A 23512-nucleotide genomic window follows, 5' to 3' on the forward strand; every position below is an offset into this window, starting at 1 on the left:
TGTGTGCGAGGATTTTCCGCAGGAAAATCAGACGTAACAAAAGTGCACGGACTCTTGATTAAGCACTAAACTACGCATTATTTTTATACGGTGTTGTGCTTTCGTTATTTTCTCGCTTTTAATTCAGATTCTAAAAGTTGAATAATTTCCTTGTTCAAGTCCATACAATCTTTATATCTGTCCTTTACTATGTTGAAAAACATTATTTGGTTTTCTATTCTATTTTCAAATTCAAGTAATTTTAGCATTTGGTTGTTGTCAATGTCAAAGCCAGATTGGGGTAATTTTATATTTAAGCTGTTGTTGAAACCAATGACTTCATCAACATTCAACCAACTACCATTTTTCATAATAAAATCTATCAATGCAAAATCAGATTTTTCTGAAGCTAATTCTCTCAACGTTAATTCATCTAATATCGTAGGCCAGGATGATAACAGGTTACGTAAAGCATTATTTTTAATTAAGCCAAGGTTTCCAGAACTGACTAAATCATTTAAAAATCCGTTTTTGGCAACGTAATCTGGCGATGCAGCGGCATCATTTAAATATTTCTCTAAAACAAAGTCTTCTGTATATCTCTTACCTGTGTGGTTAAGTATTATTAAACAAGACTTTATATTTTTTGTGTTTACACTATCAATGCGAAGTAATTCTGATAAATTAAAATCAAAATCTTCTTTTAAGTTTTTTAGTGCTTCGAATTCTAATTTATTTCGAGTAGAATTTTGATTCCAATTATTAATTGACAACGCAATCAATATTCCAATAACCACAAGAATTATTTCTCCAATAGCATAAATCAAATACTTACTAAATTTGTTTTCAGTCAGCATTTTTTGGCGGATTTTTCTAAAGAATTTTATCATTGGTTAGTGGTTTTTCATAATGAAGCACAACGTTTATGTATATGGTTTGTTGTGTGTTTAAGAACGTAATTTAGCAAATAAAAACCGAATAGAAAATCCGCGAGGGTTTTCGTAAGCAGGCTAGAACCAGCAATAAATTATATACGGTGTTAGCGGTTCGGGCTTTATTCCCCTATTTATTTTTAGTATCAATATTCAGTCGGAATAAAATCAAATTTGAATTTGTTATATCAATGCTATCTGCAATCTTAAATTTCAATTCTTTAAGAAGATTGGTTGAACTTTGATTGTCCTTATGCGTATAAGCATCAATTGTTTTTAGTCCGAGTGTTTGAATTGAATACTCAATTATTTTTTTTGCCGCCTCTCTCATAATTCCTTTTCCTTGATATTCCGTTAAAAGTTCATATCCGATTTCGCATTTTTTTTGCTCTTCTGAAACATCAAAAAGGCAAATTGTACCCATAAGTTTTTCATTTCCTTTTTGTGCAATTGCCCAATAAGAAAGACTATTGTTTTTTATTTTCTCAATAAATTTCGATGCGTCTTCTAATGTTTTGCTTGGCTGCCTTCCAAGATATTTGTTTATTAAAGTATCAGAACGAAGAATAAATATTTCTTGAACATCGCTGTCCGATAATTGTCGAAGAGTCAACCTTTCAGTTGATAATATAGGGAAGGTTTTCAAATTTCTATTTTCCATTCTGTAATATAATTATTGTGTCTGATTTCGTTCCTCGCCTGACCGCTAACGTGTTTCTTTAGTTTGTAATAAATATCTTTATATAGAAAAAGAGGAGAACTATAACGTGTTTTAGAATACTGATCCAGTACACGTACGAGTCCTCTCTTTCTATACAGTTGCGAAGAACCATTTGGAATACCAGGAGTATAAACTCCCGATAAAGGAAGTAGTTAAAGCAACATATTTATTCACTCTAATTGTAAAAATATGAAAAATTATGAAGAAGTAGTCGGAATTGATGTATCAAAAAAGACGATTGATGCTTATTGCTATCATGGGCAATTACACAAGGAGTTTGTTAATGATTTAATAGGTTATAAAAGTCTATTAAAATGGGTTTCTAAAGAGACACAATCAAGCAAGGTTTTTTATTGTTTTGAGAATACGGGTTATTACTCCTTAAAGCTAGCCCTTTATTTACATGGTCAAGGAGTTGTTTATGTAGAAGAAAGTCCATTGAAAATCAAGCGTTCATCTGGGATTGTAAAAGAAAAGACAGATAAATTGGATTCGAGTATAATCGCTCGTTATGCTTGGCTTTATAGAGAAGAGTTGAGTCCAAGTACAGTAAAAAGTATGTCTCATTTAGAGTTAGGGAGGTTATTAGCTTTACGAGATCAATTAGTAAGAAACAATGCAGGTCTTAAAGGAACATTAAAAGAGCTGAAAGTGCTTTTGTCCAGTCCAACAACCGATTCTGGTTGTATAAGCTTAAAACGAAGTATAGACTACTTGTCAAAGCAAGTAAAAGGTATAGAGTCTAGAATTAAGGAAATCATTTCAGGGGATGATTCTATGAATAAAAATCACGAATTACTTACAAGCCTCAAAGGTGTTGGTTTGGTTGTCGCTTGTCAGCTTATTTATCATACAGGAAACTTTACACGCTTCGATAGTTGGCGTGCGTTTTCAAGTTATTGCGGCACAGCACCTTTTGAGCATCGCTCTGGAACCAGTATTCACCGACGAAAACAATGTCATTATTTAGGAGATAGAAAGATGAAAAGTTTATTAAGTATGGCAAGTGTAAGTGCTATACAACATGATAGTGAACTACGATTGTATTATCAGAGAAAATTAGCAGAAGGAAAAGATAAAATGCTTGCTATAAATAATGTAAGAAATAAATTAATAGCAAGAGCTTTTGCGGTTGTAAAAAGAGGAACACCTTATGTAGTTCTTCAACAATATGCGGCTTAAAAAAAAGACTAATTTATTAGGATTTGATCTTGGAATACGTATATGGTTTGTTGCGTGGTTAAGAACGTAATTTAGCAAATAAAAACCGAATAGAAAATCCGCGAGGGTTTTCGTAAGCAGGCTAGAACCAGCAATAAATTATATACGGTGTTGTAAAACGTAATTTATTAGTAAGAATCATAATCAATTTTCTTAAATCGATTATCTTCTTTTTGTAATTCAGTCCAATTAAATTCATAAAGTTCATCGTCTTTCCAATCTCCCGGGAAATCAACCATTAAGAAGCCTCCAATTCCAAATCCTCCACCATAATAATTGTCAGTATTCACAGCCAAACTATCACTTCCAGTGCTAAAACTTTCAGTTCTGAATTGAGAAGATAGAAGTACACAAAGTCCAGAAAACGCATCTAGTAAATTTCCTAAATTTGCTTTTTCAAAATTATGAAGCCTATCGTGTTTACATTGATTATAGGCTTGATACCAAGGTAATGATTCGTTTTCTTTCCATTTTCGAAATGGAAATCTTTCATTCTTTGTTCCGTGCCAATGAGGGAATATAATTGAATAGTCATCAAGATGATGAGTTTTATTAATTATTTTAAAGTCATTTATGTTCCAATTTTTTTCAGTTCGTGATTGTCCTTGTTTCGGTCCATTTTTATAAACAGGATTAAAAATATTTTCTCGTAATATTGCTTTAAAATTCGCTTCTACTTCGATACAAGTTCTAACGAGCAATTCGTGAATTCTAAAAGAATATGTCACCAAATTTATATCAGAAGGCTCAATATATTCGAAAAGTCCGATTATATCTTTTTGAAGTATCGCAAATGCTCTTGTGTAATGTTCAGGATGGTCTGAATAATGGTGGTCAACAATGTAAGCCCAATCACTATATCCAGAATTATGGCCTTCTTTAATTGGTCTATAATTTCTGTGAAAAGGTCTGTCAAAACTCATAATGTTTGATTGGGTTTTTATGTTTTACAACGTGTTGTGTATGATTTCGTTGCGTGTTAAGCAACTAAATTAGTAAAAATGAACCGAACCAGTGGACAATCCGAAGGATTTTCCACGTAGGCAAGCACTAGCAATGACTTATACACGTTGTTACCCAACGTTTTTATTGGTTTATAAAGTTCAACATAGTCCAAATCATATATATAATTTTAATAAATCCAGAAATGAATAAAATAGTAATAAACAACAATGAAATCCCTGTCAATCCATAAATGAATGATTTAATTTTTTTTCATCGGTTTTGAGTTTATTTAATTCAGTCGATTTACACCAACCTCTTGAGTTAATCATTGCGGTTATTAACATTTCCATTGCTTCGTCTAAAGATTTTGTTGCTCCTTTTACGAATGCATTTTTCCAGGGTTCCAATTCTTTTGGAATCAGATATTCAATATGATATTCGTCCATTCCAGTTGTTAGAACAACATAAGTTTTGGATGTATAATCATTTTTATTTTGTAAAGTCAGATGATAATGAGAAGTCAATCCCCAAATTTCCGTTTCTTTAAATTCCGAGTTTATTTTATCAATCCAATTCAACATTAAAGTTCCGACTCCTTTTGAAATCACATCAGAGTCATTTTTTAATTCAGAGTAAAATTCAATCAGAGTTTTACTTTTTTGGTCTGTATTTCTTCTTATCGGCATTTTTGGTTAAATGTTGGGTAACGGTCTTGTATATGATTAGTGGCGTGTTTAAGCACCTAATTTAGCAAATAAACACCAGATAGAAAATCCGCGAGGATTTTCGTAAGTAAGCTAAAACTAGCCATTAATTATATACGTTGTTGTGCTTTCGTTATTTATTGAGTTCTTGTTCAATTTCAATTAATATGGTTTCAATTTCATTTTTTATTCCACCCAAAAAATTTGTTCCCGCAGCTGATTTATGTAACAATGCATAGTCTATGAGGTAGTTTTCAAATTCTACAGAATTAAACAACGATTTATTATTTATGTTTTTTGAAATGGAATTGGTTTGAAAATCTAACTGTTTACTTGCTAATTTCCTAACACTACCCTCCTTATAAATAATAGATTTCAGGTTTTCTTTTACAGCCAAAGTAAAATTTATCTGAAGTTTTAAAATTTCCAATGAGCTATCAAAAGATGCAAGCCGTTGTCTCAACTTTTGATTCAAAATTAAATTTAAATTGCCTGAACTTATGATGTCATTTAACACTCCATTTGAAGGCTTAAACTGCATCTGATTGCCAAGAACTGCAAAAATTTTTTCATTCAGATATTTATCACTAACAGTGTCAAGGATTTCATTATCAAATAAATTCAACAAACCATTTATACCGTTTCTTATGGTTTCATTCTCCTTAATTGATGAATTTATTTTATCCAGATTATTATTAAATTCCGATTGCAGAGACAATAAATACTCTTGTTCTATTTTTTGTTGTTTCCTATGCTCGTTCCAATTATTTATTGAAAGTGCAATCAAAATTCCAATAACCACAAGTATAATTTCTCCAATTGCATATTTAAAATACTTTCCAGTTTTGTTTTTCTCCATAAGGTCGTAACGTATTTTTCTAAAGAATTTTATCATTGGTTAACGGTTTGTCATAATGAAGCACAACGGTCTTGTGTATGATTAGTGGCGTGTTTAAGCAACTAATTTAGTAAATAATTACTGAATAGAAAATCTGCGAGGATTTTCGTAAATAGGCGAGAACTAGCCATTAATTATACACGTTGTTGCCAGTAGTTTTTATTCTTTTAGTTTCTTTTCTAATTCTTTAGCTTTTTCTAAATCTGTATCTGATTCTTTATTGTAATTTTTTAAATATTCACGGATTGCTTTTAAACCAACTTTCTTTTTTAAATTACTTTCTAAAGTTATTTCAGCAATTTTCAAATTAAAATTTTGAGAATATTCTGGTGCTTTTTCTTTCCACTTTTCTGCAAATTTAATAGCTTTTTTCGGATACTTCATTTTTTTGTTGAGCAAATCTATTGGTCTTCTGTAATAAAAGAAACTTGTATTTTCTTTATAATATTTTTCAAGGTTTATACTCCAATATTCTAATGCTTTATCATAACTTTTAGAATACTCATAGAATTGGGCATAGGTTGCATAAAAGTCTTTTGTTTTTCCAAAATTTTCTATTTCGTAGTCTTGAACAGATTTAATATCATTATCATTTTGAGTCATTGCTTGCATTAAGCTCAAATCGTCTTGATTTACTTTAAAATTAATACCATAAATACTTTTCATTTTTTTTGAATGCTCATTTATGAAATTTACTGAACTGATATTTTTAGCAAGTAAAGAGTCAATTAATTTGTCATTCCAATCATTATAATGTTTGTATTCTGAAAATATGTGAGAAATTCCATTGTTAAGTCCTCTTCCAGCAATTCCACTATGGTCGGCATCGTAAATTGAATGTTGAGTTTTAATATTTACATTTTGGTTAATTTTAAATAAACTATCTAATTTCATTCCCGATTCTATCCTTGGTGTCGCATCTCTTTTTCCTGAAGCAACAAAATAGAAAACCAAATTATTAAATGTTTTTTTTGTGAACTCTATATATTCTTGTAATTGGTTTCCAAAAAGATTTTGACTTAAAGCTACAAAACCGTTAAAGGGTTGCTCTTTTTGAGTTAAAACTTTTGCACAAAATGTTGCTGAATTTGAATGTCCAACCAAAGTATTAAACCCAGAAGATGAATAAGTCGAGTTAATTTTTGGGATTAATTCTTGATTCAAAAAATTATAAAAATTCAAACTACTTTTGTCAAATTCTCCTGTATTCCAATTAATTCCTAAATCTTCATTTCTGTTTTTATGAAAAACACCAATAATAATTGACTTTGGAATAACATCAAAATCCATTAAAATTTTTGATTCAGAAACTGTTGGTTCAAACATCCATTTTCCATCTAAAGTATAAATGATAGGATATTTTTGCTTTTCCGAATAATCTTTAGGTAAGAATACTTTTATGGTTCTATAATCTTTAAGATTTGTAGAATAAATAGAATCTATCACATATTTATATTCTTGAATTTCTATCTTTTTATCTTGTGAATAAAGAGTTGAATTAATAATAAAGAAGGTAAATAAAAGTATTTTTTTCATTGAAACTCGATTTTTTTTAAATTACTGGCAACGTGTTATATCATCACATTTATTGATTATATCCCGTAAATAGATCAGGATATCGTTAGTTTTGTGTTGACGTTATCCTGTAAATATAATTCTTTTATTGCAGTTAACAAAGTGCTTTTATTTGTAACTGTAAATGTTGATTTTCAGTAGGTAATTTTTGTTAAGGACTAAAACCAGCCCAATAAAATCTTAGGTTTTTTTCACAAACAAAACTTTCCTTTTGCTATTAATTTTTAAACCAATTTCTTTTATATTACATTTACGGAGTAATTCCGCGAAAGCGAAAAATCTTCCATAATTGATATCAAAATCCACCATAGACCATGTATTTGAAACCTCACGCGTAGAAGAGGTTATTGGCGATTTTGTGCAATTAAAAAAGTCGGGAAGTAGCTTTAAAGGTTTAAGTCCGTTTAGTGAAGAACGTACACCAAGTTTTATGGTGTCTCCTGTCAAGCAAATCTGGAAAGATTTTAGTACCGGAAAAGGAGGGAATGCCGTTGCTTTTTTAATGGAGCATGAGCATTTTACCTATCCAGAAGCTATAAAATACTTGGCTAAAAAGTACAATATTGAAATTGAAGAAACCGAGCAGAGCAACGAGCAAAAAGAACAGGCTAATGAACGGGAAAGTTTATATCTAGTTAGTGAATATGCGAGTACCTATTTTCAGAAGGTATTATTAAAAACCGATAAAGGAAAAGCTATTGGTTTAAGCTATTTTAAAGAACGTGGTTTTACAGACGAAACCATTAAGAAGTTCGCATTAGGTTACTCTTTAGACGAGTGGCAAGCCTTTACAGACGAAGCTTTAAAGCAAGGCTATAAAATAGAATTCTTAGAAAAAACCGGACTGACTATCGTGAAAGGTGAAAAACGCTTTGACCGATTTAAAGGTCGTGTGATGTTCCCAATACAAAGTATGAGTGGTCGTGTGCTTGGTTATGGCGGACGTATTTTAACCAACGATAAAAAAGCTGCCAAATACCTAAACTCTCCAGAGAGTGATATTTACCATAAAAGTAAAGTTTTGTATGGTATTTATCAGGCAAAACAAAGTATTGCTAAAGAAGATAATTGTTTTTTAGTGGAAGGATATACCGATGTGATTCAGTTTCATCAAACAGGAATTCATAATGTGGTTTCTTCTTCTGGTACTGCATTAACGCCAGACCAAATTCGGTTAATAAATAGGCTTACCAAAAATATTACCGTACTTTTTGATGGAGATGCTGCAGGTTTACGTGCTTCGCTTCGCGGAATTGATTTAATTCTGGAGCAAGGTATGAATGTGAAAATTTGTACGTTTCCGGAAGGCGAAGATCCAGATAGTTTTGCAAAACAAAATACCTTAGAAGAGTTAAGCGATTATTTAAGGGAACATGCACAAGATTTTATTCAGTTTAAAGCTTCGGTTTTATATGAAGAGTCTAAAAATGATCCTATTAAAAAAGCAGATACTATTCGAGATATCGTGAACAGTATTGCTAAAATTCCGGATAGAATTAAAAAGGAAATCTATATTCAAGAATGTTCTAGAATTATGGATATTAGTGAGCAAGTGTTGTTTACAACCTTGGCACAAATTACCAATAAAGACGTTCAGGAAACACATAAAGAAGCGAGTAAACAGCAAACCGCTTTTGAAGTCATTAAGCATGAACAACCTAAGAAAAAGGTTGATGTGCAATATGTTTTAGAACGAAAAATTATTGAAATACTACTGCTTTACGGAAATAAAACAGAAGATTTTGAAGATTTAGTTTTAAAAGAGAATGATAAGAATGAGCTGATTCTAGAGCCTGTAAAACATCAAGCAAAAGTTTTTGAAAAAATATATTTAGACTTGCAAGATGATGAAATGCAGTTTACTAATACGCAGTTTAAAAACTTGTATTATACCATTATTGATACACTAAATCAGAATCCGGAGTTTGCAATAGAGCAGTTTGTAAACACGGTAGAGCAAGATGTGGCTAATGAGATTTCTACTATTTTAATGGATGATGAGCGTTATAGTTTGTCTGATTGGCATAGTAAAAATATATTTCCAAAAGAAAAAGATCAGTCTATTGCACAGTTAGTTAGCGAAACTATTTTAAGTTTACGTTGCTTTTTAATCGATCAGAAAGTAACGGAATTTATGCAACAAACACTTGCCAACAGATCTGAGGTAAACAGAAGTGTCTTAGAAGAAGTAAAAGATTACTCTAGTTTAAAAATGTTGTTGTCAAGAAAACTAAGCCGAGTTTTATAGCTCTAATAATTTCGCTCTATTTATTAAGTCTACAATATTGGTAACGTTTAATTTTTTCATTAAACGCGCTTTATACGTACTTACTGTTTTTTCATTTATAGCAAGCTCGCTAGCAATTTCTTTGTTTTTTCTTCCAGACGAAATAAGTTTTAAAACTTCAATTTCTCTAGTAGAAAGTTTTTTGTAAAAATTACCAGATCTGTTTACACGTTTGCCAATAGCTAAACGTTGTGCAAGATCGTTACTTAAATAAACACCTCCACTATACACTTTAATAATAGCTTCTTTAAGTGTAACAATATTAGCCGTTTTACAGAGATAACCAGAAGCTCCCGCTTTTATAGTATTCATGGCGTAAACCTCTTCCGGTTGCGCACTAAACATAATTACTTTAACTTCAGGGTATTCTTTGTTAAGCCTTCTTAATGCAGTGATGCCATTAAGCTTTGGTAAATCAATTTCAGAAATAATAATATCTACTTTGTTCTTGTTTAAGAATTCAAATATGGATTCACCATCATCAAGTGTACCAACAATTTGAATATTCGACGACGTAAGAAATAGTAGCTCAAGACCTTTCCTAATTATAGGATGATGGTCAACTACCAACAGTTTAATCATAACTTTAATTTTTTAAAAATTGTTATAACTGTTGAGATAACAACAGACGTTTTGCTATTAGTCGTTTAGTAAAAGTAGTGAATTCCTACTAATAAAGAAAATATTTTATTTTAAATCTTTTGATATCAGACAAATAGGTATTGCAACCATTTTATGTTTATTGGCTGAATTGTAACGTTTATATATTTTAAAAGCTTCTTTTTGTCTTCCTGTAAAGTCGTCTTCGGTCTTGCCTTCATCATGCATTTGCATGGCCCATTCTAGTTCTGGATACGATGCGCCAATCTGGTCTTCATCACTTCTTGCATCTCCAAATAATCCGTCACTTGGTGCTGCATTCATAATGGAATCTGGAACTTGTAAATATTCGCCAATTTGATATACTTCCGATTTTAATAAATCTGCAATCGGACTTAAATCGACACCGCCATCACCATACTTCGTGTAAAAACCAACACCAAAGTCTTCTACTTTGTTTCCTGTTCCTGCAACTAGTAATTTGTATAATCCTGCATGATAATATAAAGTCGTCATACGTAAACGAGCTCTTGTGTTTGCTAAAGCCATATCTACAGTAGCCTTATCTGCATCGGATGCAACCTCGGTTTTAAATTCTTCAAAAACAGGCGTTAAGTCGGTTTTTATATCCCGTATATTTTTATATCGCGCTTTTAATTGTTTGATATGTTCTTGTCCTCTAGACACATGACTTGCAGCTTGATGAATAGGCATTTCAATACATAAAACGTCTAAGCCTGTCTCTGCACATAAAGTGGAAGTTACAGCAGAATCAATTCCGCCAGAAATTCCAACAACAAAACCATTCACTTTTGCGTTTAAAGCATAGTCTTTTAACCAATTTACTATATGATGTGCTACTTTTTCTGTTTGCATTTTTAAAGATTTTAAAACAAAGAATAGTACCTTTGCCAAACAAAAATAAACCAATAGCTTAATTAATAAAAATAAGTTTATGAAGAATATTTTTTTATTTCTTTTTTTGACGCTTTTATGTGTTTCGTGTAAGCGGGATGCAAGTATGGAAAATGAAATTTCTAAAATAGATATTTCTGTTGCGATTGAGCGATTTGATTTGGCATTTGCACATGCTAAACCTGAAGATCTTAGTACGTTAAAGAAAGCTTTTCCGTTTATGTTTTCTAAGAAATATGTAGATTCTTTTTGGATTGCCAAAATGCAAGATACTTTGCAATTAGAATTAAATAAAGAAGTAGAAAAAGTGTATCCAAATCTGAATTTGGTAGAAGGAGAGATGAAAAACTTCTTTCAGCATATGAAATATTATTTTCCGGAATTTAAAATACCACGTTTGGTTAGTGCTACTTCGTTTGTAGATTATAGAAATAAAGTGATTGTAACCGATACGATTTCACTTATTTCTATTGATACCTATTTAGGAAGTGATCATCCTTTTTATAATGGTATTCAAAAGTATTTAGCGGCTAATTTTACAGAGGATCAGATTGTGGTAGATTTTGCTTCTAAGTATGCCGAAAATTATATTTTTCCGAAACAGAATAAAACATTTTTAGACGAAATGGTTTACTTCGGAAAACAATTATATTTCAAAGATGTCATGATTCCGTTTAAAACAGACGCTGAAAAAATTGGCTATACTGAAGAACAATTAAATTGGTCTAAAGCGAATGAAGGACAAATTTGGAGCTACTTTGTAGAGAATGAATTATTGTTTAGTACCGATCCTGATTTGCCAAACCGGTTTATAAATCCTGCACCTTTTTCTAAGTTTAAATTAGTAGAAATAGATCAAGAATCTCCAGGAAGAATAGGGCAGTATATAGGATGGCAAATGGTACGTGCTTATATGAAAAGGAATGATGTGTCTTTAAAAGAAATGCTTGCTAAAAATGCCGATGAAATATTTAATAAATCCAACTTTAAACCAGAATTGTAATGGCTAAAATCACCTCAAAAATTGAATTAAACATAGAACTAGACGAAAATAGAGTTCCAGAAAAATTAGTATGGACAGCAGAAGATGGAGGCATTAGTGAACAAGAAGCTAAAGCGATGATGCTTTCTGTTTGGGACAGTAAAACCCAAGAAATGTTACGTATAGATCTTTGGACAAAAGATATGCCTGTAGATGAAATGAAAATATTTTTTCATCAAACATTGGTTGCTATGAGTGATACTTTTAATAGAGCAACACAAGACGAAAAAATGACTGCAACCATGAAAGATTTTTGTGATTATTTTGCTGAAAAATTAGAATTGAAGAAGGATTAGTTTTCCTTTTTAAAAATAGAAAAAGCGTCTTGAAATAAAACTTCAAGACGCTTTTTTAATATATACTATTTTGTATTAGTCTTTATTGGGGGCCATAAACTTGTAAACAAGTCCAGCCAAAATAGCACCAACAATAGGAGCTACCCAAAACAACCAAAGTTGTCCCATGGCTTCACCACCAACAAATAAAGCTTGACTGGTACTTCTTGCAGGATTTACAGAAGTATTAGTAACCGGAATACTAATTAAGTGTATTAATGTTAATGCTAATCCAATTGCTAATCCGCCAAAACCAGGGGATGCATTTTTATGTGTAGCACCTAGAATTACGATTAAAAACATAAAGGTCATTACTACTTCTATTAGTAACGCCGAAGTCATACTAAAGGTATGTCCGTATTGTTCTACACCATAAAAGTTAGTTGCAAAATCTCCAGGTTGCGAGTAACCAGCAAAACCATCCATACCACTAACAATAGCATATAGAATTGCCGCTCCAGCAATACCTCCTAAAACTTGCGCAATAATGTAACCTGGTAAATCTTTTGCACTAAATCGTCCTCCAACAAAAAGGCCAATAGATACTGCAGGATTAAAATGTCCTCCAGAAATATGCCCTAAAGCGTATGCTCCTGTTAAAACGGTAAGTCCGAAAGCCAATGCGACACCCGCTAAACCAATTCCTATATTCGGAATTCCTGCTGCTAAAACGGCGCTACCACAACCACCTAGTACCAACCAGAAAGTACCAATAAATTCTGCTAATAATTTTTTCATCGTATAAGTTTTTAGTTAATTTATATAATGCACTATATATTAGTACATTATATAAATATAGGCAATTGAATTACTTTTGTTGTTTTTAGAAAAAGTAGATTCGTACTTTTTTAGATGAAGTGAATGTTTTATTCTATTAACAGTAAGAATTTTGTTGTTTTTAAAGGTGTTTACTTACCATTCATTAATTCTATTCGAATCTAGCTTAATGAAAATAAATAGTAAAATGGTAAAGCCCCAAAGTCCGGAGCCTCCATAACTAAAAAAAGGAAGTGGAATTCCGATAGTAGGTATTAAGCCCATTACCATTCCAATATTAATCATAAAATGAAAGAATAAAATAGATGCTACCGAATAGCCGTACACTCTACTAAATTGCGATTTTTGTAGTTCTGCTAATTTTAAAATACGAAGCATAAGTAGTACAAATACAACCACTACAAAAACACTTCCTAGAAATCCCCATTCTTCACCAACGGTACTAAAAATATAGTCGGTATGCTGTTCTGGTACAAATTTACCTGTGGTTCTGGTACCTTCTAAAAAACCTCTTCCGGTAATACCTCCAGAGCTAATTGCTTTTTCAGATTCGTATAAATTATATAAAATATCTCTACGCATTTGCGCAATCTTTTGCGGATCTTTTTCTAGACGTAACCAAAGACTAATTCTATCTTGTTGGTGTGGTTGCAATATGTTTTGGTAGAAAAATTTAATTCCGAAAGCAATTACTATACAAGCCAAAATGGTAAGGATTGGCTGTAGAATTACCGGTTTCTTTTTCTGAATAAAATAGTTTGTTATAATAACAACAATAGCTATAACGGAAGTGATTATTGGTCCGAATTTTAATGCTAAAATGGAAATAGCAACTAAGGTTAATGCCAGTGTTAGGTATATTTTTGGTAAACCTTCTCTGTATAAAACAAAAAAGAAAGAGGCATAAACTAAAGTACTTCCTGCATCATTTTGTAGTAAAATTAAAAAAGCGGGAATGATAATGATGATAAAGATTCTTATTTGGTCTTTAAAGGTTCTAATATCGGTGTTTAAATCGCTTATGTATTTAGCAACGGCTAGTGCTGTGGCTGCTTTTGCAAACTCACTGGGTTGTAGGGTCATTCCACCAATGCCATACCAAGAAGTGGCTCCGTTTACGTTTTTACCAAAGAGGAATAGACCAACTAAGGATAACATGGAAACAATAAAGATTAAACTCGCAAACCGTTCGTAAAACTTGGCGTCAATAGAAAGAATAAAGATAATGAGTATAAGCGTTAAACCTATGAAAATTAATTGTCTTCCGTAAGGTTGGGAGAAATTAGTATAATCAATGGTTGTACCCGTGTGTGAAGCGGATAAGATATTCATCCAACCAAAAACTACTAAAATTAAAAATAAAATAATAGTAACCCAATCAAATTTAAAATGTCTATCAGTTTGTCTAAACATGCTTAATGTTCTAACTTGGTTAGTTGTGCCTTTAATTTATTAACTTCTTCTATCGAGATTGTTTGTAGCTTGGTTTCTCTATTAATTTTGAAAGGTACACCAGAATATGGTTTTGCATATTCATCTTCTAAACTATGGCTCAAGACAAAGTTTTCTAAATCTTTTCTAGTGATAGTTCCTTTAATATATTTTTCAATCATCAAACTAGCTATTTTACCAGCAAAACGAGAACCGAAATAACCATTTTCAACAAATACAGCAATAGCAATTTTAGGATTGTTTTTAGGTGCAAAAGCTACAAATATAGAATGGTCTGTAAGTTGTGTTTTTACACTGTCAATTTTTACGAAATTTTCAACAGTACCTGTTTTTCCACAAATATCAATATCCGGAATCTGTAAATATTTGGCAGTTCCATGTTTGTAAACATTCAGCATCCCTTCAATTACAGGTTCAAAATGTTCTTTGTCTATGGTTGTGTATTTTGGTGTTGTAAAGTTTAGATCTAAGGTTTCATCTTTAATTTCCTTTATAATATGCGGTGTGAAATAATATCCTCGATTGGCAATAGCCGCTATCATATTTGCTAATTGTATTGGCGTTGTAGCAACTTCTCCTTGACCAATAGCGTTAGAAATAGTGTATGTGGAATAAAATGTTTTCGGATAAATACCTCGGTAATATTCTCTGTTAGGAATTCTTCCTTTTTGACCAACGTATAAATCGTTATTTAAAAAGTTTCCTAAGCCAAAACTTTTTACGTGATTACTCCAAACATTAATTCCAATAGAAGCATTTTCTGGTTTATCTAAAATTCTTCTATATACTGTTGCAAAATAGGTGTTACACGATTCTTGAATACCATGTACCATATCATTTCTTGTGCCGCTTCTACAGTGACATTTCATAAAACTGTTTCCGTATTTGTAACCCGCGTAACAAGTTAATTTTTCGTTTGTAGATATCACTCCTTCTTGTAAAGCAACCAATGCATTCATTAATTTAAATGGAGATCCAGGATTATAAACACCTTGTAGACTTCTATTAAATAATGGTTTCGCAATAGAGTCATTATACAGTTTGGTGAAATTTTTAGAGCGGTCTCTACCTACTAATAAATTTGGATTATAGGTTGGTGCGGCAACCATAGATAATATTTCTCCTGTGCTTGGTTCAATAGCAATAACACCACCACGTTTGTTTTGCATTAAGATTTCTCCGTAGGCTTGCAATGTTGCATCAATGGTGGTTTTAATGTCTTTTCCAGATTCTGGTAAGGTGTCAAATTTTCCTTTTTTGTAAGGTCCTATATTTCGGTTGAATCTGTCTTTTTGTATGAATTTTATTCCTTTTACACCTCGTAATGTTTTTTCATAAGAAGCTTCAATTCCTTGCATACCAATTAAATCGCCCATTTTGTAATAGGGATTTTTACTCATGATTCTTTGGTTTACTTCACCAATATCCCCAAGTACGTTGGCGCCAATAGTGGTTTCGTAGTTTCTTAAAGAACGTTTTTGAATATAGAATCCTTCAAATTTGCGCATTTTCTCTTGAAGGACTGCGTAGTCTTCTTTAGATAATTGCGGCAGAAAAACATACGGTAATCTAGGAGAATACGTATATGCTTTTTTATAGGTTTTAATGAACTGCTCTTTGTCTATTTTTAAAAGCGAACAAAACTCTAAAGTATCTAATGGTTTTACTTCACGAGGAATCACCATCACATCATAAGATGGTTGGTTAGAAACTAGAAGTTTTCCGTTTCTATCGTATACAAAACCACGCTTTGGGTAGTCATATACCTTACGTATGGCGTTGTCTTCATATAAATTATTGGAGTTATCTTGATATACTTGAAGAAAAAAAAGTCTTGCAATAAAAAGAAGGCCAACAAAAATTATGGAAATGAAAAGTAGTATTTGCCTCATTTAGATTTTCTGCTGAATATTATGGTTACTAAAACACATAGTATAATAGTAAATATACTTGAGAATAACGTTTTTTGAAGCACTAAAATTATTTTTGAAAAGTTAAATATTTCTAAAAGGAATAATAGGAAGTGATGTATTACTGTAAGGATACTTATATAGGTTAATCTTGGTCCAAATTCTACCTGATTAAATTTAATAGTTTGATGCTCATAAACAGCACCAAAACAAAATTTTAAAACCGCTGGTCTTATAAAAGCAATGGTTACACAAGCTGCTGCATGCATACCACCAGAATCTAGAAACATGTCTATGGTAATACCTAATAGAAAACTTAAAAGAAGAAATAGCATCCTGTTGTTTTTTACAGGAAATAAAAGGATGAACAGAATATATGGGTATGGGTTTATATAACCTAAAAAATTAATATGTGAAAGCACTAATACTTGTGCTAAGACTAATAGAATAAACCGAATGGCGTTTGAAGAAATTATACTATTCATCCACAGGATTTATTAAGTTATTAATTTCTTTAGCATCTTTATTTTCAATAACGTACACATGTTCAATAGTAGTCATGTCATTAAATAGTGCCACGTTTATTTCGTAGAAATCTTCGGCAGCATCTAGCTTAAAATCTTTGATTATACCAACCGGAACTCCTTTTGGGAAAATTGCAGAACGACCAGAAGTTATTATTGTATCTCCTTGAATAGGTTTTGCCTTAGAAGGAATATCTACCAATTGCACCAATTCTGGTGATTTGCCATTCCATTTTAAAGTACCAAAGTCGTTGGTTCTTTTTAGTTGTGCGCTAATCTTACTTTTCGTATTTAAAATAGAAAGTACTGTTGCATATTTTGTGCTGGTATGGTCTATAATGCCTAAAATTCCTTTAGAAGTAATCACACCAAAATCTTGTTTAATACTATCGCGTTTTCCTTTGTCAATAAGTAAAATATTCGTGCTAAATGTATAATTGTTTTTTATTACAATTGCAGGAGTGAAGTTGTATACAGACGTATAAGAAATACTGTCTAAAAAGCTAGTTTTTATTTCTTTATCTAAATTAAATAATGCAGATTTTAATTTGTTGTTTTCTTCTTGAAGTAGAATGTTTTGTTCTTTTAAACCAAAATACTGACTAATATTATTTGCTTTACTATAAATACCTCCAGATAGAAAATTTGCAGAGTTTACAAACTTACTTTTTTGGTATGAATGATTTTGAATGGTAAAAACAAAGGATATAGCAAACAGCAATATAAATAACAAAAACGATTTGTTACGTAGTATAAAATTAACTATTTGCTGCATGATTTAATGGGTGTTACTCTTATTTAATCAATACGCTTTTGTATTTAGCTAAGTTTTTAAGGGTAATTCCTGTACCACGAACTACAGCACGTAATGGGTCTTCTGCAATGTAAACAGGTAAATCTGTTTTTTGAGAAAGACGTTTGTCTAAACCACGTAACATAGATCCTCCACCTGCAAGATAGATTCCAGTGTTGTAAATATCTGCTGCTAATTCTGGTGGTGTTTGCGATAAGGTTTCCATTACAGCATCTTCAATACGTAAAATAGATTTATCTAAAGCTTTTGCAATTTCACGATACGATATTTGTACTTGTTTTGGTTTTCCGGTAAGTAAATCACGACCTTGAACACTCATGTCTTCTGGTGGAAGGTCTAAATCTTCCGTTGCAGCACCAATTTGAATTTTAATTTTTTCAGCAGTACGTTCTCCAACATATAAATTGTGTTGTGTACGCATGTAGTAAATAATATCGTTTGTAAATACATCACCTGCAATTTTTACAGATTTATCACAAACAATTCCACCAAGAGCAATTACTGCAATTTCTGTGGTACCACCTCCAATATCGACAATCATGTTTCCTTTTGGTTGCATAATGTCTACACCAATACCAATTGCTGCAGCCATTGGTTCGTGTATTAAATATACTTCTTTACCGTTTACACGTTCTGCACTTTCTTTTACAGCACGCATTTCCACTTCTGTAATCCCAGAAGGAATACAAATTACCATACGTAAAGCAGGAGTAAAAAGTTTCTTTTTTAAAGCTGGAATGTTCTTAATGAACATGCTTATCATTTGCTCTGAAGCATCAAAATCTGCAATTACACCATCTTTTAATGGTCTAATGGTTTTAATGTTTTCATGCGTTTTCCCTTGCATCATACTGGCTTCTTTACCAACAGCAATAATTTTTCCTGTTATTCTATCTCTAGCAACTATGGATGGACTGTCTACAACAACTTTGTCATTATGAATAATTAAAGTGTTTGCAGTTCCTAAATCTATTGCAATCTCTTCGGTTAAGAAGTCAAAAAATCCCATTCTTTATTTAATTATGTACGTTAAAAAATCACATCTCGTAAAGGTAGTAAAACTCTTTCTAAATTTGATTTTAAAATTAATGTTTTAATCGTTGAAAATCTACACGATTAAATGTAGATTTTCAAGGATTTATTTAAGCTTTTAATTCTCGCTTTCGCGGAAATTATATTGCTTTTTTTTATGTTTCTCAATTTACTATGAGATTCCCACTTTTTTGGGAATGTTAATGTTTAAAATGTCTAGTTCCTGTAAAAACCATAGCAACATTATTGGCATTACAATAATCGATGCTTAGTTGGTCTTTTATAGAACCTCCTGGTTGAATTACAGCAGTAACTCCTGCGTTTTTAGCAATCTCTACACAATCTGGAAACGGGAAAAAGGCATCACTTGCCATTACAGCTCCTTGTAAATCGAAATTAAAAGATTGTGCTTTATGTATGGCTTGATTTAAAGCATCTACACGACTTGTTTGTCCTGTTCCGCTAGCACATAATTGTTTGCCTTTTACTAAAACAATAGTGTTCGATTTGGTGTGTTTGCAAATTTTAGATGCAAAGATTAAATCATCTAACTCGTTTTGCGTTGGTTTATTGTTTGTTGTATCTTTTAAATCTGCAAGCGTATCTGTTTTAGAATTTCTTTCTTGTACTAAAACACCATTTAAACATGTTCTTACTGTAGTTTGTGGGAAATCAAAATCTTTTAAAATAAGTAAGATTCTATTCTTCTTTCCTTTTAGTATTTCTAAAGCTTCCGCAGAAAATGAAGGCGCAATAACTACCTCACAAAATAACTTATGAATTTCTTCAGCAGTAGCTTTATCTATTTCGGTATTGCTAATTAAAACACCACCAAAAGCAGAAACTGGATCTCCAGCTAAAGCATCTACATAAGCATCAAGAATTGTTTCACGTTGTGCAAATCCGCAAGCATTATTATGTTTTAAAACCGCAAAAGTTGGTGCTTCACCTTTAAACTCGTTGATTAAATTTACAGCAGCATCTACATCTAAAAGATTGTTGTAGCTTAATTCTTTACCGTGAAGTTTCGTGAATATTTCATCAAAATCACCAAAGAAAAATCCTTTTTGATGTGGGTTTTCACCATAACGTAAAACTTTACCTTGCGTTTCGCTAAGTTTAAAAGAAGCGATCTCATGGTTTTTGTTGAAGTAATTGAAAATAGCAGCATCGTAGTGCGAAGAAACATTAAAAGCTTTTGCTGCAAATCGTTTTCTATCTGCTTCTGTTAAGCTTCCGTTTTTCTCTGTGATTAATTCTAAAAACTCTGAATAATCATCTACCGAAGAAACGCAAATGACATCTGCATAATTTTTTGCAGCTGCACGAATTAGAGAAATTCCTCCAATATCAATTTTTTCAATAATGTCTTGTTCGCTTGCTCCAGAAGCAACGGTTTTTTCAAACGGATATAAATCTACAATTACCACATCAATTTGCGGAATATTGTATTCTTCCATTTCTGCAACATCACCATTGTGGTTTTGTCTGTTTAAAATACCTCCAAAAACCTTTGGGTGTAATGTTTTTACGCGTCCGCCAAGAATAGAAGGATAAGAAGTTACGTCTTCTACAGGAACTACTTCTATACCTAAATCAGTAATAAATTTTTCTGTTCCACCAGTAGAATAGATCGTTACGCCTTGGCTATTTAATTGTTTTACAATTGGTTCTAAGCCATCTTTACTAAAAACGGAAATTAGAGCCGATTTAATTGTTTTTGTATTACTCATTGTTGTTGTGTTGTTTGGCTGCAAAAATAGGAATATAAAGTGCTTTTACTAAGTGAAATTACATTTGTTTTTTCAACTAAAAGACGGAGTTATTAACATCTCTATTCTAATAATTTGTTTTCATTTATTTGTAACAAATAATATATAAAAACGTCTTACCTTTATATCACTTTAAAAAAGTATAATATTTCTATATATGTTATTGTATTTACGTCTCTTTAAAGAGAGTTTTTCGTTTGCTATTAGTGCCTTGACAAATAATAAGTTACGGACATTCTTGTCCTTGCTTGGTGTTACTATTGGGATATTTTCCATTATAGCAGTTTTGGCAGCAGTAGATTCTTTGAAAAACGATATTAAAGGAAGTATTAGTTCCTTAGATAATAGTACGCTATATATTATGCGTTTTTCCTTTGGACCATCAACCATTCCGCAATGGAAAAGAGAACAGTTTCCAGATGTTTCTTATGAAGAATTTCAGTTTATAGAAGATAAAATTCCAAATGTAGGAGCGGCATCTTTTTCGTTAAATGTAAATCCAGAAACGATTAAATATGATGGAGCTTCTGTTGAAAATGTAGAAATAGCTGCTGTAACTAGCGGTTATTATGATATTGAAAGTTTACAAATAGGCGAAGGACGTTTTTTTAATGAATCGGAATCTAATTCTGGTTCGCCAGTAGTGGTTTTAGGAGATGAAATAGCAAGTAGTTTATTTGGTAATTTAGATCCTATCGGAAAAATTGTTAGGCTTTACGGAAGAAAATTTACTGTCATTGGTGTCCTTGAAAAACAAGGCTCTGGTTTGTTTGGAGGTTCCAAAGATACCGCAGCAATTTTACCTGTGAATTTTGTACGAAGACTTTTAGGAGATAATAATAAAAGAGCTTTTCCTGCCATTGTTGTAAAACCAGAACCTGGAGTAGACTTGTCGGAGTTTAACGCTGTAATAGCACAAGGGTTACGAAACTTTAGAGGATTGAAAGCAGGAGAGGAAAACAACTTTTTTGTAAACGAGTTGCAAGGTTTTACCGATTTAATAGATAATATAACAGGACAATTAAATTTTATGGGTTGGATTATTAGTGGTTTTTCGCTTTTAGTTGGTGGATTTGGTATTGCTAATATTATGTTTGTTAGTGTAAAAGAGAGAACGAATTTAATTGGAATTCAAAAATCATTAGGAGCGAAAAACAGATTCATTATGTTTCAGTTTTTGTTTGAAGCAGTAATTTTAGCTGTCATTGGTGGTTTGGTTGGTTTGTTTTTAGTTTGGCTAGTATCTATATTAATGACGCAGCTTACCGATAGCTTTGAGTTTGTCTTGTCTTATGGTAATATGTTTCTAGGTTTTATACTCTCTACCATTATTGGTTTAGTTTCTGGAGTTATTCCTGCACTTTCAGCATCTAAATTAGATCCTGTAGAAGCGATTAGAACTGGAATGTAAGTTTTAACTAAGCCTACTTTTAAATTATAAACACAAAAAAAATCCTCAGGTTTCATTTATAGATGAATCCTGAGGATTTTTTTAATTTTAATTGTTACTCTTTTATAAGATCGTAGCTACTTGTGCACAAACGAATTCTAAAAAGCGTTCATCGGCTACTGTAAAAGGGTCTGGAGTATTAGAGTCTATATCTATTTGACCTAAATTTTCACCATTCACAAAAATAGGAATTACAATTTCTGCTTTTACAGTTATGCTACAAGCAATATAATTGTCTTGTGCAGCAACATCGGCTACTACAAAGTTTTCATTGCTAACTGCAACTTGTCCACAAATACCTTTTCCAAAAGGAATAATAATATGATCTGTTGGTTCGCCAACGTAAGGTCCTAGCTTTAATTCGTTCTTATCTCCATTTTTAAAATAAAAACCAACCCAATTGTAATAGCTAATATTTTCTTCAAGAAGCGTACAAATAGATAATAATCTGTCGTCAACAGACGTTTCCTTGTTGTTAATTATTGTGGTTATTTGCGGTTTTAATTGCTCTAAATTCATTTGTTTAAAAACTTTTGACAAAAGTATTGAAAAACCAATATAATTAATCCCTTTTTACATAAATTTAACCTTGTAAATTAAAAACAATATTGAAGCAACTTTTTATTAAATACAAGTCTGTTATCCGATTTATCGTAACCTTTTTATTGGTGTACGCTGTTTTAACGGTTGGTTATAAATTCTTTTTACAATTTTCTTCAGGCGACAAGTATTATCCCGATTACATGACTAATTTGGTAGCAAAGCAAAGTAAAGAAATACTAAACGCTTTAGATTATAGAGTTGTGCTTTTACCACACCCAAATGAAGCATCCTTAAAATTAATCATTAATGAAAAATATGTAGCTAGAGTTATAGAAGGTTGTAATTCTGTAAGTATTATTATTTTGTTTATTTCCTTTATTATCGCGTTTGCAAGTAAATTTAAAACTACAGCAATTTACATATTAGCAGGAAGTGTATTAATTTATATTGCTAATTTGGTTAGAATAGTTATTCTGTCCATTGGTCTGTATCATTATCCTTGGCGAAAAGATATTTTACATACGGTGATTTTTCCAGCCATTATTTATGGTATGGTTTGTTTGCTTTGGGTTATTTGGGTAAATGGTTTTTCTAAAACAAAAAAACAAGATGCATAGACTAGTAAAATATGGTTTGTTGTTGCTTTTAGGTGTTTTACTCATACTAATTAGAGTATTTGAAGAACAACTTTTTTACGATCCATATTTGTCTTTTTTTAAAAACGACTATTTGTATTTAGATTCGCCAAGACAAGAAACGTTTAAGTTAACCATGTTTACCGTTTTACGATATGTTATTAATACCGTAATTTCATTAGCTATTTTATTTGTTCTTTTTAAAGATAAGGGCATCGTTAAATTTTCGGTACTTATATACACCATTTCATTAGTTATACTTTTAACATTGTTTCTGTACTTTGTAATAAGTCCGAGGCAAGAAGACTATTATTTGTTTTTTAATGTTAGAAGATTTTTAATTCAGCCATTAATTTTATTGCTCTTAATTCCTGCCTTTTATAATTATAAAAAACAGGAGTAATTATTAATGCTTTTGTAAAGCAAGGTTTTAAATTTTGTTTTTTGTA

At 31.5% G+C, this 23512-nt stretch carries 23 protein-coding genes; 7 read left to right on the forward strand and 16 right to left on the reverse strand.

Annotated elements, in window-relative coordinates; genetic code table 11:
* Positions 1-104 precede the first annotated feature (104 nt).
* On the reverse strand, positions 105-869 hold the full coding sequence (locus FG167_RS08545; protein WP_203460983.1) for a DUF6090 family protein: 765 nt from the start codon (positions 867-869) through the stop codon (positions 105-107).
* A 172-nt stretch (positions 870-1041) separates the two neighbouring features.
* Positions 1042-1572, reverse strand: a complete 531-nt coding sequence (locus FG167_RS08550; RefSeq protein ID WP_203460984.1) for a GNAT family N-acetyltransferase — start codon at positions 1570-1572, stop codon at positions 1042-1044.
* Between the two features lie 249 nt (positions 1573-1821).
* Here FG167_RS08550 and FG167_RS08555 point away from each other — a divergent pair, with 249 nt between their 5' ends.
* Positions 1822-2814, forward strand: a complete 993-nt coding sequence (locus FG167_RS08555; RefSeq protein ID WP_203458343.1) for an IS110 family transposase — start codon at positions 1822-1824, stop codon at positions 2812-2814.
* Between the two features lie 167 nt (positions 2815-2981).
* Here the strand turns inward: FG167_RS08555 and FG167_RS08560 are convergent, their stop codons facing one another.
* From FG167_RS08560 to FG167_RS08575, 4 genes are all read right to left on the reverse strand, one after another.
* Positions 2982-3776 carry a hypothetical protein gene (locus tag FG167_RS08560; protein ID WP_203460985.1) on the reverse strand — a complete coding sequence of 265 codons (795 nt, stop codon included), beginning with the start codon at positions 3774-3776 and terminating at the stop codon, positions 2982-2984.
* 261 nt (positions 3777-4037) lie between these two features.
* Positions 4038-4484 carry a hypothetical protein gene (locus tag FG167_RS08565; RefSeq protein ID WP_203460986.1) on the reverse strand — a complete coding sequence of 149 codons (447 nt, stop codon included), beginning with the start codon at positions 4482-4484 and terminating at the stop codon, positions 4038-4040.
* A 151-nt stretch (positions 4485-4635) separates the two neighbouring features.
* A complete protein-coding gene (locus FG167_RS08570; protein ID WP_203461155.1) occupies positions 4636-5397 on the reverse strand; it encodes a DUF6090 family protein in 762 nt (253 codons plus the stop codon).
* A 162-nt stretch (positions 5398-5559) separates the two neighbouring features.
* On the reverse strand, positions 5560-6936 hold the full coding sequence (locus FG167_RS08575) for an alpha/beta hydrolase (protein WP_203460987.1): 1377 nt from the start codon (positions 6934-6936) through the stop codon (positions 5560-5562).
* A 328-nt stretch (positions 6937-7264) separates the two neighbouring features.
* On the opposite strand from FG167_RS08575, the gene dnaG reads away from it, so the two are divergent.
* Entirely contained in the window at positions 7265-9223 is a 1959-nt protein-coding gene (dnaG, locus tag FG167_RS08580) for a DNA primase (protein WP_203460988.1), read from the forward strand.
* On the opposite strand, the gene FG167_RS08585 is transcribed toward dnaG, so the two are convergent.
* Both FG167_RS08585 and nadE read right to left on the reverse strand, forming a co-directional pair.
* Positions 9218-9844 (reverse strand): response regulator transcription factor, encoded by a 627-nt coding sequence (locus FG167_RS08585; RefSeq protein ID WP_203460989.1) that lies wholly within the window; start codon positions 9842-9844, stop codon positions 9218-9220. The genes dnaG and FG167_RS08585 overlap by 6 nt on opposite strands.
* A 105-nt stretch (positions 9845-9949) precedes the next feature.
* Complete coding sequence (nadE, locus tag FG167_RS08590; protein WP_203460990.1) at positions 9950-10738, reverse strand: NAD(+) synthase; 789 nt, start codon at positions 10736-10738, stop codon at positions 9950-9952.
* Positions 10739-10817: 79 nt separating this feature from the next.
* Here nadE and gldB point away from each other — a divergent pair, with 79 nt between their 5' ends.
* Positions 10818-11780, forward strand: a complete 963-nt coding sequence (gene gldB / locus FG167_RS08595) for a gliding motility lipoprotein GldB (RefSeq protein WP_203460991.1) — start codon at positions 10818-10820, stop codon at positions 11778-11780.
* Entirely contained in the window at positions 11780-12115 is a 336-nt protein-coding gene (gene gldC / locus FG167_RS08600; RefSeq protein ID WP_203460992.1) for a gliding motility protein GldC, read from the forward strand. Before gldB ends, gldC begins: the two co-directional genes overlap by 1 nt.
* Positions 12116-12190: 75 nt before the next feature.
* Here gldC and aqpZ read toward each other — a convergent pair whose 3' ends face one another.
* From aqpZ to purH, 7 genes are all read right to left on the reverse strand, one after another.
* Positions 12191-12892, reverse strand: coding sequence for an aquaporin Z (gene aqpZ / locus FG167_RS08605; protein WP_203460993.1), 702 nt, complete (start codon positions 12890-12892; stop codon positions 12191-12193).
* Between the two features lie 174 nt (positions 12893-13066).
* Entirely contained in the window at positions 13067-14344 is a 1278-nt protein-coding gene (rodA, locus tag FG167_RS08610; RefSeq protein ID WP_203460994.1) for a rod shape-determining protein RodA, read from the reverse strand.
* A 2-nt stretch (positions 14345-14346) separates the two neighbouring features.
* A complete protein-coding gene (mrdA, locus tag FG167_RS08615; RefSeq protein ID WP_203460995.1) occupies positions 14347-16275 on the reverse strand; it encodes a penicillin-binding protein 2 in 1929 nt (642 codons plus the stop codon).
* A complete protein-coding gene (locus tag FG167_RS08620) occupies positions 16272-16778 on the reverse strand; it encodes a rod shape-determining protein MreD (protein ID WP_203460996.1) in 507 nt (168 codons plus the stop codon). The genes mrdA and FG167_RS08620 overlap by 4 nt, the downstream gene beginning before the upstream one ends.
* Positions 16771-17592: a rod shape-determining protein MreC gene (mreC, locus tag FG167_RS08625; RefSeq protein WP_203460997.1), complete on the reverse strand. Its 822-nt coding sequence runs from the start codon at positions 17590-17592 to the stop codon at positions 16771-16773. Before mreC ends, FG167_RS08620 begins: the two co-directional genes overlap by 8 nt.
* A gap of 19 nt (positions 17593-17611) precedes the next feature.
* Positions 17612-18640: a rod shape-determining protein gene (locus FG167_RS08630; protein WP_055444398.1), complete on the reverse strand. Its 1029-nt coding sequence runs from the start codon at positions 18638-18640 to the stop codon at positions 17612-17614.
* A 223-nt stretch (positions 18641-18863) separates the two neighbouring features.
* Positions 18864-20396 carry a bifunctional phosphoribosylaminoimidazolecarboxamide formyltransferase/IMP cyclohydrolase gene (gene purH, locus FG167_RS08635; protein WP_203460998.1) on the reverse strand — a complete coding sequence of 511 codons (1533 nt, stop codon included), beginning with the start codon at positions 20394-20396 and terminating at the stop codon, positions 18864-18866.
* A gap of 196 nt (positions 20397-20592) precedes the next feature.
* Here purH and FG167_RS08640 point away from each other — a divergent pair, with 196 nt between their 5' ends.
* Positions 20593-21846: an ABC transporter permease gene (locus tag FG167_RS08640; RefSeq protein ID WP_203460999.1), complete on the forward strand. Its 1254-nt coding sequence runs from the start codon at positions 20593-20595 to the stop codon at positions 21844-21846.
* A 102-nt stretch (positions 21847-21948) separates the two neighbouring features.
* Here FG167_RS08640 and FG167_RS08645 read toward each other — a convergent pair whose 3' ends face one another.
* The gene (locus FG167_RS08645) at positions 21949-22404 is read right to left on the reverse strand and encodes a GAF domain-containing protein (RefSeq protein ID WP_203461000.1); all 456 of its coding nucleotides are present in this window, start codon (positions 22402-22404) and stop codon (positions 21949-21951) included.
* A gap of 89 nt (positions 22405-22493) precedes the next feature.
* On the opposite strand from FG167_RS08645, the gene xrtF reads away from it, so the two are divergent.
* Together xrtF and FG167_RS08655 are read left to right on the forward strand one after the other, a co-directional pair.
* Positions 22494-23045, forward strand: a complete 552-nt coding sequence (gene xrtF, locus FG167_RS08650; RefSeq protein ID WP_055444402.1) for an exosortase family protein XrtF — start codon at positions 22494-22496, stop codon at positions 23043-23045.
* Positions 23038-23466, forward strand: coding sequence for an exosortase F system-associated protein (locus FG167_RS08655; RefSeq protein WP_055444403.1), 429 nt, complete (start codon positions 23038-23040; stop codon positions 23464-23466). The genes xrtF and FG167_RS08655 overlap by 8 nt, the downstream gene beginning before the upstream one ends.
* The last annotated feature ends 46 nt before the right edge of the window (positions 23467-23512 follow it).

The organism is Lacinutrix sp. WUR7, from assembly GCF_016864015.1.
GTDB lineage: Bacteria > Bacteroidota > Bacteroidia > Flavobacteriales > Flavobacteriaceae > Oceanihabitans.